Origin of the sequence: Desulfosporosinus acidiphilus SJ4 (assembly GCF_000255115.2) — a bacterium.
GTDB lineage: Bacteria > Bacillota > Desulfitobacteriia > Desulfitobacteriales > Desulfitobacteriaceae > Desulfosporosinus > Desulfosporosinus acidiphilus.
Map to the genome: position 1 here is coordinate 869,272 of NC_018068.1, position 17,581 is coordinate 886,852.

Genomic DNA, 17,581 nt, shown 5'->3' on the forward strand with positions numbered 1-17,581 from the left:
GTCAAAAGGACCGTCCCCCTAACACGTTCTTAGAGGCGGACTTCTACCGGATCTCCGATGATTATCTCGTCTTCGAAGACTAGAGAATCATAGGCCAGGACTGTCACTCCATTTGCTATGGCCAAGCGTAGTGCCTTGGTGAATTCCGGATCTCTAATCTCATGGGGAGTAAAATACTTTACGCCCTTCAACTGAATAAGAAAGAAAATATAACCCGCATAACCTTCTTTCACTGCGTTCATCATTTCATAAATATGTTTGCAACCTCTCTGAGTGGGAGCATCAGGGAAGAGGGCAACACCTTCATTTTCAAGAGTTACACCTTTTACTTCAATAAACCCTCTCTTGTCGTTCGCTTCAAAATACAAATCGAATCTAGAGTTGCCGTAAACAACTTCTCTTGATAGCTTTGTAACATCATGAATGTGCTCAATTTTCTTTTCTTTGATGGCTTGGTAGACAACCATATTGGGAACCAGCGAATCGATATTGATTAACACATCCTCTTTATAGGCAGCTATGATTGAATATTTAGTTTTTCGCTTTTCATTTTTGGATTCTTGCAATATGACTGTGGTTCCTGTTTGCAGTATTTCCCGGCATCGTCCTGTATTTTTAACATGAACAATTTCCTCATGATTATCAACTATTACATGAGCGGTAAATCGATTTGGACGGCTTATAAATTCGGCAGTTTTAATGGATGTATATTTCACTCTTCGTACTCCTTTGTAAAAATCCAGTTTATCTTTTGTGGGGCTCCAGCTTTAATTTTAACAAGCATAGTAAATATAGGGAATATCGATACGGGAATAACTTAGTTACAGTATTGGCAATGCCTTATTGGCATACGAATTGAAAGAGAATTAAAACAAATTTATTATTAGGAAGTAATTACATAGGGAGGAAATAAAGGAAGGTTGTGGAATTAGTATCTTCGGATGGAATTTCTTTTGATATGCCCCCAACCATCGTGGAGTAATAGCCAGATAGGGAATTGAATAATATTCTTACATCCATAAGTACGAAGATGTAATATTCGGCCAATCCACACTGCAGAGGTATGCGTTATGAGTCGCAGTGTGGCGATAAGCCCGCGCGCTTATCGTCATGGCAGTAGTCTCTTCTCGCTATCCCGATTGTCTCCGTGGAGAGTATCGCACTTGTTTGGCTTTAGAGACACTCGGCCATCAATGGCCAGCACTGTTTAATGTTTACCAAGGGAGAAAAAGCATGGAAACCAGAACTAAATACTTTAAGATTCCTCCTGTTCCGCTTGATCAATTTGAAAAGATTCTTGTCGACTTCGGCGGCGAGAATAAGCTTTCTGACTACAAAGTGTCTGTCAGGAAAGATGTTATATTCTTTTCTGGAAAGAAGTCTTACCTTCCGATACTTTGGGACTTTTCCTTTGAAGGAACATTTTCGTTTCAGAACTCCTTTGCGCTGATATCGCTGGAATTTTCCAATGTGTTTGATAGGATCATCAACTATTTGTCCACTTTTATTGGGTTCCTATTATTGCTCTATTTATATTTGGATAATGGTCCTCTGACGTATAGGATTGTTTCGCAGTTGATGGTGGGATTTTGGCTAATGGTTAGTATCCTGAGTATCATATCATTTTTCTTGCAGAAAGGGATTCTCAATGATTTATTTCTTAGAGTGCCAGAAAAAACCAAGACTATTAGTGTAAAAGAATTCAATAAGCTTTTGGAAGGCTAATAATCGCCCTGAGAACAATCTCCAAACCACTTGTGATTTGTTGTGCTATGACGAAATTGATTTCCCTTTTCCCAAAAGGGGAGTCTTGCAAGAGATTATAATCCAGAGCCTTGGGAAAGTATTATTTTTGTTTAGGTGGTGAACAAATGTCAGGTTTCATAGAAGGAATAAAAAAGGCGCCAAAGCTATTAAAGAATCATTCGGGCCAAGCCAATATGAAGTCGCTAAGATTAAAGTAATATGTCCTCATTGCCAAAACGACGTCTTTGAAGATGGCTCAGCGCAATTGAATACTGCCGGAGCCACGTTTCTAAATCTTGATTGGCTTAATAAGTCAGCCACTATACTCATATGTACCAAATGTGGATATATTCAATGGTTTGCAGAGTCTCCGGAGAAGCTATAAGTAAGCATAAGTTCAGTAATACATTAATAGTTAAGGGTTCCCGAGGGAATTTGCAGCGTCATTTATATTGACCGAACGGTCGGGCATTACAGATTTATGATTGATTCCCGGAGTATAGGTTGGAGGATAATATGGCAAGACAAAAAGATAAAGAGGAAACAATTTTAGGTGCGGCTTTTGAGGTGTTTCGGGAGAATGGTTTTACGAATGCCAGCATGAAAGATATCGCTGCAAAGGCCGGACTTGGGAAAGGGACCCTCTATGAATACTTTCAGAACAAGGAAGATTTGTTCATTCATGTAGTCAAAGAAAATGCGAGTTATTTCTTTGCCGAAGTTATTCGCAGAATGAGCGGGAAAATTACGTTGAGAGCTAAAATAAACGAGATCGTAAAAATAACCCAGGAAACCAGCGAAGCGGTTGACTTTTTCTTTAAGTTTGTAATGTTCGGTGATTTCTTTGAATTGACTTTCGAAACAAAGCAAATGTTTCAAGAAATAATGATGAGTTATAGAGAGAAATATGTTGATATCTTAAGGGATCTTTTTGAAAAGGGGGCTAGAGATGGAGTTCTCAGGAAAATTGATGTTGAATTTGCGGCAAATTTCACAACTGATATGATAGCGGCCTTTTGCTGCCATAAAGGTCATGCGTTGGACGCTTACAGTATTCGGCAAGAAAAAGATTCGGATAGGGAGAAGATTATTGACTTTATACTTCATGGAATTGGGGATAAATGAAGAATGGAATCTGATTTTTTTCAAGGTAAGAAACTTATTTTCAAGAGAAAGGTGAAATTATGAGTAAAAAAGAATGGTTTTAGTTGCACTCATCGTCGTTGCCTTTGCTGTTGGGGTTGTCCTGTTTCGTTACAAAGAACTGCAGTTAAACTTTGCTGCCAAGGCGACCCAAGGCGGGACAAACGTGGTAAGTAACAAGTTGAGCGTAGGAGTCATTAAGCCAACGGAGCTGAGCCAAAATCAAGGGACAGCTTATAAAGCCACATTACAAGCCAAGCAGGAGGGAATTATCAGTTCCAAAAACAGCGGAAAGGTTATCAATATTATATTTGATGATGGTAAGCAAGTTGCACAAGGTGAGGAGCTGGTTGTTTTAGATGATCAGGACATTCAAAACCAATTAAAATCGGCGGAAAGTCAATTGGAGGTTTCCAAAGCGTCTTTACAAAAAACGGGGGCAAATCTCGAAAATGTTCAACGTACATATAACCGGACTAAAGAATTGGTTGAACAAGGTGCCGCCGCCCAGGCTGATCTGGAAAATGCGGAGACCTCTTTGAAAAGTACTCAGGCTGATGTTGCTGCAAATCAGGCGAATATACAAACAGCTCAGACCAATATTGACAACCTCCAAACTACCTTGGACAATACGATCATCCGAGCCCCAATCACCGGTGTTATTGATGGAAAAAATGTAAGTCTCGGACAGTTTCTCAATCAAGGAAGTGTTTTGGGTAAAGTATTAGATATTTCGGCAATTGACGCAGTTGTTGAGATTGACCAAGCGCTGATACAAAACATTAAAATTGGTCAAAAGGCCCAAGTGATCCTTAATGAAGATGAAAGTCAAAGTTACGAAGGGGTTGTAAAGAGTATTGACCCGTCTGCCGATTCATCCTCAAGGGCATTTAAAGTAAAAGTCGAATTGGCTAATAAGGACCAGTCCTTAAAGCCGGGGGTATCTGCTAAAGTGAGATTTATAGATAATACTAAAGCCCCTAGTTTTGTTATCCCCGTTTCCTTGATTAATGGTCAGGATGGCAACTATTACGTATTTATTAATGAAAATGGAATCGCCCGCAAACGCACTGTGACGATAGGGAACTTATTCAGCAATCAGGCTGAGATTAAAACAGGACTTCAAGGCAATGAAGCAATTATCTCAACAAACCTGAACGTGCTTCAGGATGGTGATTCAGTTACGGTGGCTTCGAAATAGGGGGGCTAAGGAATGTTATTGACAAATGTTAGTGTTAAACGACCGGTCGTAATTACCGTTATAATCATGACCTTCATTCTGGTAGGTTTTATCTGTTTTAAAAGTTTAAGCATTAACGACATGCCTGAAGCGGATTTTCCTTATGTAACAGTTTCCATAACGGAGAATGGAGTTGCCCCAGACCAAATTGAAACAAATATCGCTAAGAAGGTAGAGGAAGCTATTGGGCAAATATCCGGTGTAAAGCATGTTTATACGAATATCAGTGAAGGATCTTGCAATATTATTACTGAGTTTGTCTTGGAAAAATCGCCGGACGTGGCTGCCCAGGAAGTTCGGGACAAGGTCTCTTCGGTGAGAAAAAGTCTTCCCAACGATATTGATGAGCCGGTCATTGCCAAATATGACTTTTCCGCTCAGCCAATTTTATCGTTGGCTGTCAGCGGTTCAATGGATAACCGGGCCATTTCCAAAATTGTTGATGATGTGATTACTAAGAGCTTATATACTGTAAACGGCGTCGGATCGGTTAATGTTTATGGTGAAGAGGAGAGGGAAATCAAAATCAAGCTGGATCTGGATAAGTTAGCAGCTTATGGACTGACTCCGGCCGAGATGGTAGGTAACATCCTGAGCGGGAACATGGAAGAACCGGGCGGGAAGGTTAAGCAAGGGCAAAATGAGATTTCACTGCGAACCGACAATAAAGTTAAATCACTGAATGATTTTTACAATATAACGGTAGCTAACCGTTCAGACCGGGAAATAAAAGTTCGCGACGTTGCGACAGTGTCGGACGGGATACAAGATATGAAAAGTATTTCCTATTATGATGGGAAAGAGGCTATCGGGATCGATGTCGTCAAACAATCAGGGGCAAATACAGTTCAAGTTGCCGACAATGTGAAACAACGATTGGAGCTTATTAAGGGACTTCTTCCCAAAGGATTACACATTGACGTAGTTGTGGATAATTCTGTTTCTATCCGTGATTCGGTTAACGAGGTCGTTAAAACGATCCTTGAAGGTTGTATACTGGCCGTCATTATTGTATTCCTGTTTCTAAACGAATGGGAAAGCACGTTAATCAGCGGGATTTCTCTTCCGACCTCAATTATTACAACGTTTATCGCTATGAAGGCTATGAATTTTTCACTTAATACCATGTCTCTGATGGCTCTCTCGCTGGCTGTAGGTTTATTAATTGATGATGCTATCGTGGTTATTGAAAATATAGTCCGGCATTTACATATGGGTAAACCTCCAATAAAGGCGGCCCTGGAAGGGACCTCGGAAATTGGCTTAGCAGTCTTAGCGACAACGTTCGCTGTGGTGGCGGTTTTTGTACCTATTGCCTTAGTTACGGGGATCATCGGGAAGTATTTTATAGAATTTGGTCTCACTGTCGCTTTTAGTATGCTTGTTTCTCTTTTTATATCGTTAACCCTGGTACCGATGATGGCCTCTCTTTTATTAAAGGCAGAGAAAAAAGTCAAAAGGACCTTTGTTGGGAGCTTTTTAGATTGGTTTAATGATAAATTTAATTTATTAGGTTTGACTTATGCCGGATTTTTGAAGGTAGTATTAAGCCATCGCTTTATTACCTTAGTTATTACTATTGGGCTTTTCGTGACCAGTATGCGGATGATTCCTATGTTGGGCTTTAGCTTTATACCCGCCTCCGATAATGGCTCCATTAACATCAGCGCCACGACAGATTCAGGGTTGACCCTTGAGGCAAGAGGAGAAAAGGCTAAGGAAATTGAAAAGAGCCTTAAGAAATATCCTGAAATCACACATCTTTATACCACCGTAAGTTCCGATGATATTTCCACTTATGTGAAACTTACGGATAAACAGGAAAGAAAAAAGACTTCCAAAGAGCTTGCTTCCGAAATCAGGAATGATTTAAGTAAAATTCCCGGACTCGATTTATCAGTACAAGCAGGTTCATTTGGCCCCAGTGAAAGCAAGGATGTCTCCTTTGTTATTATGGGCAACGATCAGCAGACATTGGAGGATTTTGCCTTGAAAGCCAAAAAGGAGCTGAGTGAGGATCCTCATGCCAAAGATGTAGGCCTCGATATAAAAAATGGTGCAACGGAAGCTAAATTAGAGGTTGACAGAGACAAAGCTTCTGATCTTGGAGTCGATGTTTCCCTTGCAGCCAATACGATAAGGGCACTTTTTGACGGCATCGATGCTGGAAAATTTGATTATGCCGGAGATCGCTTTAATGTAAGGGTATCTTTAAAAGATGACCAGCGTAAGTCGTTGGATGATCTTAATGCCATTTATGTTAATGGGTCAAACAATCAACTGGTTCCTATTTCAAGTATCACCCATAAAGTTCTTGCCACCTCTCTTTCCACCATCCACAGATACGATAGAATGAGGCAAATCGAGCTTTCTGCCAATGTAGAGGGAATGGCCTCGGGAGATTTTTTAAACGAGTATACAAAAAAGTTTCAGAATGATCCGGATATTCCTAAGGGGGTTTTTATCAAGGTCGGAGGCATGAATGAAGTCATGTCCGAGGGCTTCAGTAGTCTAGTGATGGCGCTTTTGATGGGGATACTTTTCATGTACCTGGTTATGACCATGCAGTTCGAAAGCTTTTTAGATCCTATTGCGATCATGTTTTCTCTGCCTATGGCCCTCATTGGTGCTGTTCTGGGTCTTTATGCCGCCGGAAGCGAGCTAAGTATCATGTCCCTCATTGGAGTTATTCTTCTCATGGGATTAGTGGCTAAAAACGGTATTCTTCTTGTTGACTTTACTAAACAGAGAAGAAAGGAAGGTCTAGGGATTAAGGAGGCCCTGCAGGAAGCAGGCCGCACCCGGTTAAGGCCTATTCTTATGACCACCCTTGCTATGATCTTTGGTATGATTCCTGTTGCTTTGGCAACCGGATCCGGGGCAGAAATGCGTGCGCCAATGGGGCATGCAGTTATCGGTGGGTTAATTACCTCAACCCTCTTAACTCTCTTTATTGTCCCCGTGGTTTATTCCTTGTTAGATGATTTGAAGCAGAAGTTTCACCGGAAAACTAAAACCGAGGTATCTCCAGATCATACTACTTAGAGTGAATCTTCTATAAATGCAAAAATAATTATTTACTAAAAAAACCCTTTCGAAGACGAAGATCTTTGAAAGGGTTTTTCAGTGTTTATAGGTTCAGTAGTAATTTAGGTAGTGAACTCTAAGTAGATTGGCTTTCAGGTCTATAATTAGTCTGTTGATCATAAGTAAACCTTAATGGGCTAAAGCTACTTCGTGCACCATTTGTAACTTTACTAAAATGACGTTAAAATATTTTAGTATGCTAAATTTCGATATCTGAAAGGAATTAACGATGCCAATCTGGAAACGAAACTTAATTATTTGCTGGTTCGGATCTTTTGCTACCATGGCGGGAATGAATCTCGTAATTCCCTTTCTTCCCATTTATATTCAACAACTGGGTGTTCACAATATTGCCAGAGTCGAACAGTGGTCTGGGGTTGCCTTCGGTGCCACAGCGCTCTCTGCCGCTATCGTTTCTCCGCTTTGGGGAAAGCTTGCCGACATACATGGCAGGAAGCTTATGCTGCTCAGAGCTAGCCTAGGAATGGCAATCATAATGATTTTAATAGGATTCGTCCATAATGTTTATGAACTGGTCGGTCTTCGTCTTTTGATGGGTGCTATATCCGGCTACGTACCGGCAGCGATTACACTGGTTTCTTCTCAAACTCCAAGAGAACACGCGGGTTGGGCTTTAGGGACTCTTACTTCCGGTTCAGTAGGAGGCTCCTTGATCGGCCCTCTTGTTGGCGGTACTTTGTCCGAAATTATCGGTTTGCGTCATGTTTTTTACATCACCGGGGGATTTCTGCTTTTGGCGTTTCTCATTGCCTGGGTATTTGTTCGCGAAGATTTTATTCCAAACAATTCGGCTCGATTGTCCGGCCGGGAAGTGTGGAAGATCATCGACAAACCGAAAATACTCATAGCTATGTTTATAACTTCCTTTATGCTTCAATTAGCAAGCATGTCTATCGAGCCCATTGTTACCATTTATGTAAAATTATTAATGAACAATGCAAGCCATATAGCAATTATTTCCGGTGCAGTTGTTTCAGCAGTGGGTTTAGCTAATGTATTGATCGCCCCTTTTCTCGGCAAATTATCCGATAGGATAGGGCCTTATTCCGTATTATTTGTTTGTCTTCTTGCGGCAGCCATAATTTTGATTCCCCAGGCCTATGTCCGGAACGCCTGGCAGCTGATAATTTTGCGCTTTATGATGGGTATTGCTACCGCTGGTTTTTTGCCGGCTATTAATTCACTTCTTAAAAGCAACATCCCGGAAACGATTTCAGGAAGAATATTCGGATATAATAATGCAGCTCAAAATTTAGGCAACGTCGCTGGCCCGGTAATTGGAGGTCAGATGGCCGCCTATTGGGGTTTCCATTATGTCTTCTTTTCCACGAGTATATTGCTTTTCATAAATGCTCTTTGGGTTTACTATACAAGCAAAGGTAGTTTTCAAATATCTGGTTCAAGGTGTGCCTGAAAATGGCTTTGTATATATTTTTTACCCCATACTTCCAATTTCTCTAGGACTTCATTAAATTCAATACCAATGTCACTTAGTGAGTATTCTACTTTTGGGGGAACTTGGTGATAGACCTTGCGAAGGATAAGCCCATTTTCCTCCAGTGCCCGCAACTGCCTTGTCAACGTTGCTTGTGTTAAATCCGGCATTAAACGCTGTAACTCATTGAATCTCAGAGTTTTTTCACTTATATAATGTAAAATTAAGAGACTCCATTTCCCGGATAATACTTTTTGTGCTGTTACATAGGGACATCGCCCTACTAATTTTTCATTCTCTTTCATATGGCCCTCCTGTAGTAATAGTATCAATAATGAAATATACTATCATAAAAGATCGTACTTGTATAAATTATTCTACCGTCATAAAATGCATTATAGAGGTATGGCTTGAAAGGAGTAAAGATCAATGGAAACAGTATTCGAGTTTTTTAAAAACAACCAGGTTTTCTTTATTGCAACAATGGATGGTGATCAGCCGAGAAACCGCCCCTTTGGAGCGGTAGCAAAATTTGAGGGCAAGCTGTATATATGCACAAACAATACAAAGAACGTATTTAAACAAATTGAAAAGAACACTAAAATCGAAATTGCTGCCTTAAACAAAGATGGCGGCTGGTTTCGCTTAGAAGCAAAGGCGATCGTTGATAAAAGACCGGAAGCAAAACAAGCTATGCTTGACCAGAATCCTTCACTTACAAAAATGTACAAAGTTGATGATGGAGTTTTTGAGGTGCTGTATTTTGAAGATGCAACGGCAACATTTATGACAACTGAGCCCAAAACCATTAAATTCTAAACTTAAAGGGATGTAATAGTGTTCCTGCTGTATGCAGGGGGACAAAAAGGTTCTTTGTTTATCCGATGTACTTTACATTTATCGTATATTAGACCTTTCACTATCCCTTTTACCATTACAATACCGTTATACTTTAATATTTAATAATGGAGTACGCTGCATTAAACTTTTTTTAATGCAGCGTATGCTTTTCTCTAAAATAAAGTATTAATATAAGTCGTATACTAATCAAACAAAACTTTTTCTTCCACTAGTTACATAATGTGACAAATTAGAACAGTATATCTATGTTATACTACACATAAAGAGTTTTAGAACAAAAATGTTTATTTTTTGCTAATTTAATACAAATTAGGAAGTTTAGAAACATGTATTATAATTTGGGCGCTTTATACATGTGGAACAAGTAGCGCAACCGGCCTGGTTTTATGAATAAACCAGGCTTTTCACTTGGGAAGATTATCTTCGTCCAGCCATAAGAAGAATCCTATAATATTGAGGGAGAAAAAGATGAAAGAAAGAAAATTTATAGTCCTAGGACTCCTAATTGGACTTATTCTTTTTTGCTTTGACAGATGGCTTGATTCTCATAATCATTCACTAAGAATTTCCTGGATACTCGTTATTTTGGGGGGGGGTAACGGGTAGTCTCTTAATAAAGATCAATAATGAGCAAAGAAAAAAAAGTGAAGCAATCAAAGAGGATCATCAACGGATGCTCGATTTGTTGAACAGTCTGCCGGGTATAGTCATTGTAGTGGAAGAAAATTATAAGGTTCGTTTCGCAAATCGCAATTATAACAGAGAATTTGGTGAGGATCACGTTGAGTTCTGTTACAATATGTTTGGAAGGACAACCCCTTGTGAGAACTGTAAGATAAATGAAGTGTTTGTTGAAGGACGGCCTATGGAAAATGAGGATACTTTCTATAACGGAGAAATTTACGAAGCCAAATATCAGCCATTTAGAGATATTGATGGAACAAGACTTGTCATAAAAACCCTTTACAATATTACAGAGCGAAAAAAGGGAGAGCAAGAACTGTCTCGCCTGCATCGAGAAATGGCACATCTAGAACGTCTGAATTTAGTGGCCCAAATGGCCGCAGGGATAACCCATGAAATTAGGAATCCGATTTCGGTGGTACGGGGATATCTCCAGTTTCTTGGGTCTAAACCGGAGTTTCAATTACAAGGTCAGATATTTGAGCTAATGATTAATGAACTTGATCGAGCCAATTCGATTATCTCGGATTACTTGGCAATATCAAGAAATTCCACGAAAGGGCTCCAATACTTTAATATCAACAAAATTTTAAGACATCTATATCCATTGCTTGAGGCAGACTCAGGTTCTCAGGATAAACAAATAGAATTTAATACCAGAGAAACCCCTAATACTATGCTCAATCCGGATGAAATCTCACAATTAGTGCTTAATTTATGTCGTAACAGCTTAGAGGCAATGAAAGCAGGGGGAACGCTAACTATTCAGACATATGTTGAGAACGAATTTGTGATCCTATGTATTGAGGATGAGGGCGGAGGTATCCCAACAGAACAATTGGACAGAATTGGTACACCTTTTTTTACGACAAAAGAGAACGGAACAGGATTAGGCCTGAGCATCTGTTACGATATCGCTTTTCGTCATAATGCTTCTATTGACTTTAAGAGCAGTCCCAGGGGAACAACTTTTTTTGTTCGTTTTCCGCTAGTCAAAGAAGTAACAAGTTTATCGCACTGATAATCATTAATCTGCCAACTAAGCAGATTGATTTTCCCATCGTGACTTACCACGATTAACGATTGCAAACCTGCAGTTTTAGGAAAATTGCTTAAGAACGAGTGAAGGTATAAACCGACGATCGTTCTTTTTTCGTACTGGCCACGGACTACCGAGGGGTTCTTAGGCAGTTTTTTTGCGAAGCTTCTCTTAAATCGACATATTTCGCTGTATATCTAGAATATAGTATTGATAGTGACATGATTAATCAAAAATTAACATGAAAATGTTGAATATGATTTATTGCTTATTCTATGGGTTTCTGAAAGTGGGGTTGCCGGTGATAGCGTTAGTTTATTTGTATCTGACTTGCAGTAGTGTCTATTTATTTTTGGGAATATCATTATTCTTTAAAGATCGCAAAAATATAATTAATAAAATATTTTTAGCGATAAGTTTGAACTTAGCATTCTGGGCCTTTTGTTATGCCTTGATGACTTCCTCAAGCACTAAGGAGGCTGCCTATTTTTTTAATAGGTTATCTTCTCTTTCTTGGTCTACATTGTTTAGCATGGTGTTGTATTTATTTATTTATCTGACCAAACGAGAGGCCTATTTAAAGAAACCTTGGAATCATTTGCCGCTTGTTGTCCCCTCTTTGATTGCCATTTATCTCTACTTTCTTCATACTACTTCAGCTAACGAAATTGTGCGGGCTTCCTATGGATGGACTTTTTTAATTCCTAAGAGAAATGGAGTGCTTTGGGATTATTATTATGGTATTTACAGTGTAGTATTCGCCCTTGTCAGTATTTGGCTAATTCTGGATTGGGGTAAAAAGTCGAAATTGGTGAGAGAAAAGAAACAGTCTAAATTAGTTGCTTATTCTCTTCTAGCATCCTTAATTCTAGGTTCAATAACGAATATTATATTACCGCTCTTAAAAAAGACATACCTTCCGCAACTTGCAGTAGTTTCTATCCTCTTTGTTTGCCTGGTAATTAGGTACTCAATGATTAAATTAAAACTGATGAGTTTCACCTCAGAACGTGTTGTCTTGGACGTTTTGAAAATTATGAATGAGGGGTTAATAATTACTGATCCGGAGGGGAAAATAACGAGTATAAATAAGGGAGCACTTCAACTATTAGGATATGAGGAAAGTAATCTTAGGGGTAAGCTCGCAGAGCAATTTTTCCAAAGCGATTTGATGTTGTCTAAAACCGGTATTTCGAGTCGCAGCGAAAATGAAATAATAACTCAGAATGGAACATTGATACCAGTTTTAAGTTCTTTTTCAGTTTTGTTGGATGACTTTGGTGATGAATTAGGACGTGTCATATTATTTCAGAACATCTCGGAAATAAAACAAATCCAAAATGAACTAAGAAATGCTCATGAGATGATGATGGGGGAATATACACGTCTGCATGATGTTATTGATAGTCTTCCTGGGCTGGTGTCCGTTATCTCGGAAAGTTATGTGGTTCGATTTGCAAATCAAAATCATAATTCTGTCTTTGGAGAGAGTGAAGGAAAAACTTGTTATGAAGTGGTCGCCCAAAATAAACCATGTGACAATTGCTCAATAAACTATGTCTTCGAAAACGACCTTCCTATTAGGGGAGAAAAACTCTTTTACAACAACCGGATTTACGAAGTAACTCTTCAGCCATTTTATGATATTGACGGTTCTAAGCTTGTAATTAGAAATTTATGCGATATAACAGAACGCAAAGAAGCTGAGCAGGAACTATCTCGATTGCAAACAGAGATGGCACGCCTTGAGCGCCTGAATTTAGTGGGACAGATGGCTGCCGGTATTGCTCATGAAATCAGGAATCCTATGACAACGGTTCGAGGATATCTCCAGTTACTGGGAAGTAAATCAGAGTATCAGTCTCAGGAGAGCACGTTCCAACTGATGATCGATGAGCTCGATCGGGCCAATATAATTATTTCGGATTTTTTGTCACTTGCAAGAAATTCAACGAAAGAGCGCCGTTATCAAAATATTAATGAATTATTAAAACATTTATTTCCTTTACTGGAGGCGGATTCTTTTTCTCAGAACAAACAAATTGTGTTTGTGGCGGGAGAAATTCCGGATATACTGATAAGCCAAGAAGAGATTTCGCAATTAGTGTTAAATTTGTGTCGCAATGGTTTAGAGGCCATGGAAGAAGGGGGAACTGTTACGATCCGAACGTATCTTGAGGATGATCACGTGGTACTCTCTGTTAAGGATGAAGGTAAGGGTATCGAAGCAGGGGATTTGGATAAAATCGGAACACCGTTTTTTACGACGAAAGAGAAAGGAACAGGTCTTGGTTTAAGTACTTGTTACAATATTGCGGCCCATCATAATGCTCGTTTAGAATTCATAAGCAATCCTAACGGTACAACGTTTCTTGTGCGTTTTATCACAAAGAAATAATAATAGAAAATTACTATATATTTGCTGCCAAAATTATTGGTAAAGTTTTTAAGCCAATTAACACAAGATGTACCTATTCTTTTTCCGATATGAAGCGAGGGTATTATTAGCCGATCCAAGTAGATGATTCCTTGGTTAGCATTACAAAAATGTAGAAAAATTGAGCATGATCTGCTCAGACTTGCGATAATTTTATTGACATATGTCCATAAGAAAGTATAATAAATCAAAAAGGGGCATATGACCAAAAGCATAAGGGGGAATCCTCATTGAAAATTGCGGTAGCAAGTAATAACGGTATGGTCGCTGAGCATTTTGGGCATTGTCATAGTTTTAGCATATTCCAAGTTGAAAATAATCAGATTGTGCAAATAGATTCTATTTTAAATCCAGGGCACAAGCCTGGCTTTATACCCGACTTCTTAGATGACTTGGGGGTCAGTGTTATTGTTTCGGGCGATATAAGTGGCGGAGCCATAGAAATATTCAATGAAAAGGGTATATCTGTAATAACCGGTGCCAAAGGACATGCTAAGATAGCTGCCGAACAGTATTTGCAAGGCTCACTTAAAACTAATAGTGCTGTATGTCATGAGCATATACACCAAGGTGAATGTGGAAATTGAAGGAAATGAATAAAGAAGCAGCTAAAGAGGCTGCCGAAGGTTATCCGGCACACTATATAACCATTCAGGATTAAACATTTGTTTTTACGAAAAATAGCACTGCTCCATAGTCATGGAGAGGGTGCTTTTTTTAATACTATCTGAAAGTATAACCTTTGGTTAAATACTGCAAGAAGAGTTTATACGTGCGAAGACAGTGTCTTCGTCCTCTGGCATAAGTGCAACTAACCTGCCGCTTTCGCCGGAGGCTTAGCGCCAGCTAAGTTTTCTTTATGCTCGCTGAAATTATAACTTTTTGTTACATACTAGTTCCGCTTATAGCTCTCAGCACAGGTGGACTCTAAGCCTTGGGTTAATGGTGAAAATGAGGTCAAAATTCAACAAAATGTCTAAAATAAACTTGTAGATAAATGTCATAGCTAATATCTTTATAGTATTGACAAGAGAATATTAGGAGAATATCATGTTTCTTAGGTAAGAGAGTGATAACTTACTATGGAGGGAATAGATTGGAACCTAGACTGATAAGCCGCAGAGAGGGAATTATTCTAACTTCAATTCAGATCATTCATGAAGCTGGTTTTCAAGGCCTTTCAACTCGTGAAGTTGCCAAAAGAGAAGGAATTTCAGAATCGGCTATCTTTAAACATTTTAAAAGCAAGGGTGAACTTATTCTAGCTATTCTTAATCACTTCTCGCAGTACGATCAAGCGGTTTTTACTGCAGTCAAAGCGCGTAAAGTTCATGAGGTTGAGGCAATTCAAGACTTTGTGGAAACTTTTGTTACATATTATGAGAATTATCCTCCAATTACGGCCATTCTAAATACTTACGATAATTTATTTTCGGACAAAGAGTTCAATGAGAAGGTAAAGTCTATCTTTTTCGCCCGTCTTAACTTTTTGCAGGAACTTGTTGATCGAGGAGTTGAAGCAGGGCTTATCTCCGGAGAAATATCAAGTGAGGCATTAGCAGACACTATCGACGGGATCATCCGTTTAATGAGCCTCAAGTGGAGAATGAATAATTTCAGTTTTTCCTTACGGGAAGAGACTATGAAGACAGTTAATTCGATCTTGAAAGGGTTCACTTTCCTTAATCATTAAAAAGTATAGTTTGAGATTTTGCTCCTCAAAATCGGCAATTAAATTTAGTAAATAGCGATTCATCGAAATTACTAAGGAGATGAATTTGGTGGCTAAGCAGAGGATCAATGAACCCATGCTGGAATTATTTATTTTCGAAACAACGCAATTGATTGGGCAGCTTGAACAGATTTTAATAAGTTCAGAGAAGAATGCTAGTTTTACAACAGAACAAATAAATGAGACGTTTCGGATAATGCATACCATAAAAGGTTCTTCTGCCATGATGCTCTTTAATAACATTGCTGCCTTAGCTCATGCGCTGGAAGATTTGTTTTTTTTCCTTAGAGAAGAAAAACCTCAAGGAGTCAATTTCTCAGAAATACTTGACCTCGTTTTTGATGGATTAGACTTTATTAATGTGGAGCTTATAAAGATTACTAATGGGGATGAAGCAGACGGTGAGGCCTTGCGACTTATCGAACAACTTCATGCCTTTTTAGTTTCTATAAAGGGTGAACAAACTGACATAGAGAATTCCCGCAAAGAATCCAAATTGCCCAGCACTCAGCAATTTTACATCAGCAAAGACAGACAAGCCGATCTTGAAATTCAATATGGATACTTTTTTCAAGCCACAATTCATTTTGAAGAGGACTGTGGTATGGAGAACCTTAGGGCTTTTGGTGTTGTTAATGAATTAGAGGGACAACTGGAAGAGTTCTATCATTTACCGCTGGATATCGACGAAGATGAATCGATTCAGGAAATCCAAGCAGAGGGTTTTAGACTTTTCATCAAAACAAATCATACCTATGAAGAGGTTCGTGATCTGCTGCGGCAAACTATATTTCTCAAAGAATTAACTCTGAACGTAATTGAAGATCCGGAAACGGCCTTCCGTCCCTTTACAAATGGGCTTAGCGCAGCAGTTCTCTTGGAAAACGGTCCCTTAAAATCCCCTGTGCCTCGGGATCAAGGGGAGAAAGAAACTGATAAAGGTAGCTCTGCCCTAAATACGCAAAATCATCAAAGCATTATTAATGTCAGTGTGGCAAAACTGGATAAGTTGATGGATCTCGTAGGCGAAATGGTGATTGCAGAAGCTATGGTAACGCAAAATCCGGATCTTATAGGGCTTGACTTGCAAAACTTTCAAAAAGCTGCCCGTCAACTAAATAAAATCACAACTGAACTTCAGGACATAGTTATGTCCGTTCGGATGGTCCCCCTGGCGGCTACCTTTCAAAAGATGAACCGTACTGTCCGTGATATGTGTAAGAAGCTAAATAAGGAAGTTTCTCTGAAATTAATTGGCGAAGAGACAGAGGTCGATAAAAATATTATTGAACATATCGCTGACCCTCTGATGCATCTCATACGTAATTCAATCGACCATGGTATTGAAGAACCAGGTTATCGCGAAGCAAAAGGGAAACCACGCACGGGGACTATTGTTTTAGAAGCCAAAAATGCCGGTAGTGATGTCCTGGTCTTAATTCGAGACGATGGTCAAGGTTTTAATAAAGAAAAAATACTCGCTAAAGCTTTAGGAAACGGTTTGCTTCATAAAAACTCCGAGGAGCTATCAGATAAAGAAATCTACAATTTGATTTTTCTGCCTGGTTTCTCGACCAATGAGACTGTTACGGAATTTTCCGGCCGGGGGGTTGGTATGGATGTGGTCTCCAGCAATATTTCTGCTGTGGGAGGAACGGTTGCCGTAAACAGTATCCCTGGTGAGGGGACGGCAATATCGTTAAAAATCCCTCTTACGTTAGCGATCATTGATGGCATGAATGTAAAGGTAGGCAATGCTCGGTATACTATTCCGATCATCTCAATTAAAGAATCGTTTAAACCCAAGTTGTCAGATATTATTGTTGATCCTGATCAACGGGAGATGCTTATGGTGCGAGGTCAATGTTATCCGGTCTTGCGCCTGCATGAATTTTACCGGGTGAAGACCGAGGTGACTGAACTTACAGAGGGTATGATCATTATTGTGGAGCAAGAGGGTAAGACTTTGTGCCTTTTTGCCGATGAACTGCTAGGCCAGCAGCAAGTGGTGGTCAAAGCCTTACCGGCCTATATTAAAAACCTTAAGACAATTCCGGGACTTGCCGGCTGTACTTTATTAGGTGACGGCAGTATCAGTCTAATTTTAGATATCACAGGATTACTTTCAGCTTAGGTAAAGGAGGAACTATACTGCA

The 17,581-nt window shown here is 39.3% G+C and carries 14 protein-coding genes and 1 riboswitch; of the genes, 12 read left to right on the plus strand and 2 right to left on the minus strand.

Annotated features, from left to right (window positions below; translation table 11 throughout):
* Window positions 1-29: 29 nt before the first annotated feature.
* Window positions 30-716 (minus strand): DNA/RNA nuclease SfsA, encoded by a 687-nt coding sequence (gene sfsA / locus DESACI_RS04020; RefSeq protein WP_014825890.1) that lies wholly within the window; start codon window positions 714-716, stop codon window positions 30-32.
* A 517-nt stretch (window positions 717-1,233) separates the two neighbouring features.
* Between sfsA and DESACI_RS04025 the strand changes: the two genes are divergently transcribed.
* From DESACI_RS04025 to DESACI_RS04045, 6 genes are all read left to right on the plus strand, one after another.
* Window positions 1,234-1,725, plus strand: coding sequence for a hypothetical protein (locus tag DESACI_RS04025; RefSeq protein WP_014825891.1), 492 nt, complete (start codon window positions 1,234-1,236; stop codon window positions 1,723-1,725).
* 286 nt (window positions 1,726-2,011) lie between these two features.
* Complete coding sequence (locus DESACI_RS25050) at window positions 2,012-2,131, plus strand: hypothetical protein (RefSeq protein WP_242833119.1); 120 nt, start codon at window positions 2,012-2,014, stop codon at window positions 2,129-2,131.
* A 131-nt stretch (window positions 2,132-2,262) separates the two neighbouring features.
* The gene (locus DESACI_RS04030) at window positions 2,263-2,871 is read left to right on the plus strand and encodes a TetR/AcrR family transcriptional regulator (RefSeq protein ID WP_014825892.1); all 609 of its coding nucleotides are present in this window, start codon (window positions 2,263-2,265) and stop codon (window positions 2,869-2,871) included.
* A gap of 73 nt (window positions 2,872-2,944) precedes the next feature.
* The gene (locus DESACI_RS04035) at window positions 2,945-4,090 is read left to right on the plus strand and encodes an efflux RND transporter periplasmic adaptor subunit (RefSeq protein ID WP_014825893.1); all 1,146 of its coding nucleotides are present in this window, start codon (window positions 2,945-2,947) and stop codon (window positions 4,088-4,090) included.
* Window positions 4,091-4,102: 12 nt separating this feature from the next.
* A complete protein-coding gene (locus DESACI_RS04040; protein WP_014825894.1) occupies window positions 4,103-7,174 on the plus strand; it encodes an efflux RND transporter permease subunit in 3,072 nt (1,023 codons plus the stop codon).
* Between the two features lie 271 nt (window positions 7,175-7,445).
* Window positions 7,446-8,651 (plus strand): multidrug efflux MFS transporter, encoded by a 1,206-nt coding sequence (locus DESACI_RS04045; RefSeq protein WP_014825895.1) that lies wholly within the window; start codon window positions 7,446-7,448, stop codon window positions 8,649-8,651.
* On the opposite strand, the gene DESACI_RS04050 is transcribed toward DESACI_RS04045, so the two are convergent.
* Window positions 8,624-8,977, minus strand: coding sequence for a winged helix-turn-helix transcriptional regulator (locus DESACI_RS04050; RefSeq protein WP_014825896.1), 354 nt, complete (start codon window positions 8,975-8,977; stop codon window positions 8,624-8,626). The genes DESACI_RS04045 and DESACI_RS04050 overlap by 28 nt on opposite strands.
* 124 nt (window positions 8,978-9,101) lie before the next feature.
* On the opposite strand from DESACI_RS04050, the gene DESACI_RS04055 reads away from it, so the two are divergent.
* From DESACI_RS04055 to DESACI_RS04080, 6 genes are all read left to right on the plus strand, one after another.
* The gene (locus DESACI_RS04055) at window positions 9,102-9,491 is read left to right on the plus strand and encodes a pyridoxamine 5'-phosphate oxidase family protein (RefSeq protein ID WP_014825897.1); all 390 of its coding nucleotides are present in this window, start codon (window positions 9,102-9,104) and stop codon (window positions 9,489-9,491) included.
* Window positions 9,492-9,836: 345 nt separating this feature from the next.
* Window positions 9,837-9,921: riboswitch (cyclic di-GMP riboswitch) on the plus strand.
* A 285-nt stretch (window positions 9,922-10,206) separates the two neighbouring features.
* Window positions 10,207-11,238 carry an ATP-binding protein gene (locus DESACI_RS04060; RefSeq protein ID WP_014825898.1) on the plus strand — a complete coding sequence of 344 codons (1,032 nt, stop codon included), beginning with the start codon at window positions 10,207-10,209 and terminating at the stop codon, window positions 11,236-11,238.
* Between the two features lie 274 nt (window positions 11,239-11,512).
* Window positions 11,513-13,654 (plus strand): ATP-binding protein, encoded by a 2,142-nt coding sequence (locus DESACI_RS22960; protein ID WP_148271375.1) that lies wholly within the window; start codon window positions 11,513-11,515, stop codon window positions 13,652-13,654.
* A 269-nt stretch (window positions 13,655-13,923) separates the two neighbouring features.
* On the plus strand, window positions 13,924-14,280 hold the full coding sequence (locus tag DESACI_RS04070) for a NifB/NifX family molybdenum-iron cluster-binding protein (protein WP_014825901.1): 357 nt from the start codon (window positions 13,924-13,926) through the stop codon (window positions 14,278-14,280).
* 509 nt (window positions 14,281-14,789) lie between these two features.
* The gene (locus DESACI_RS04075; protein ID WP_014825902.1) at window positions 14,790-15,386 is read left to right on the plus strand and encodes a TetR/AcrR family transcriptional regulator; all 597 of its coding nucleotides are present in this window, start codon (window positions 14,790-14,792) and stop codon (window positions 15,384-15,386) included.
* 88 nt (window positions 15,387-15,474) lie between these two features.
* Entirely contained in the window at window positions 15,475-17,559 is a 2,085-nt protein-coding gene (locus tag DESACI_RS04080) for a chemotaxis protein CheA (RefSeq protein WP_014825903.1), read from the plus strand.
* The last annotated feature ends 22 nt before the right edge of the window (window positions 17,560-17,581 follow it).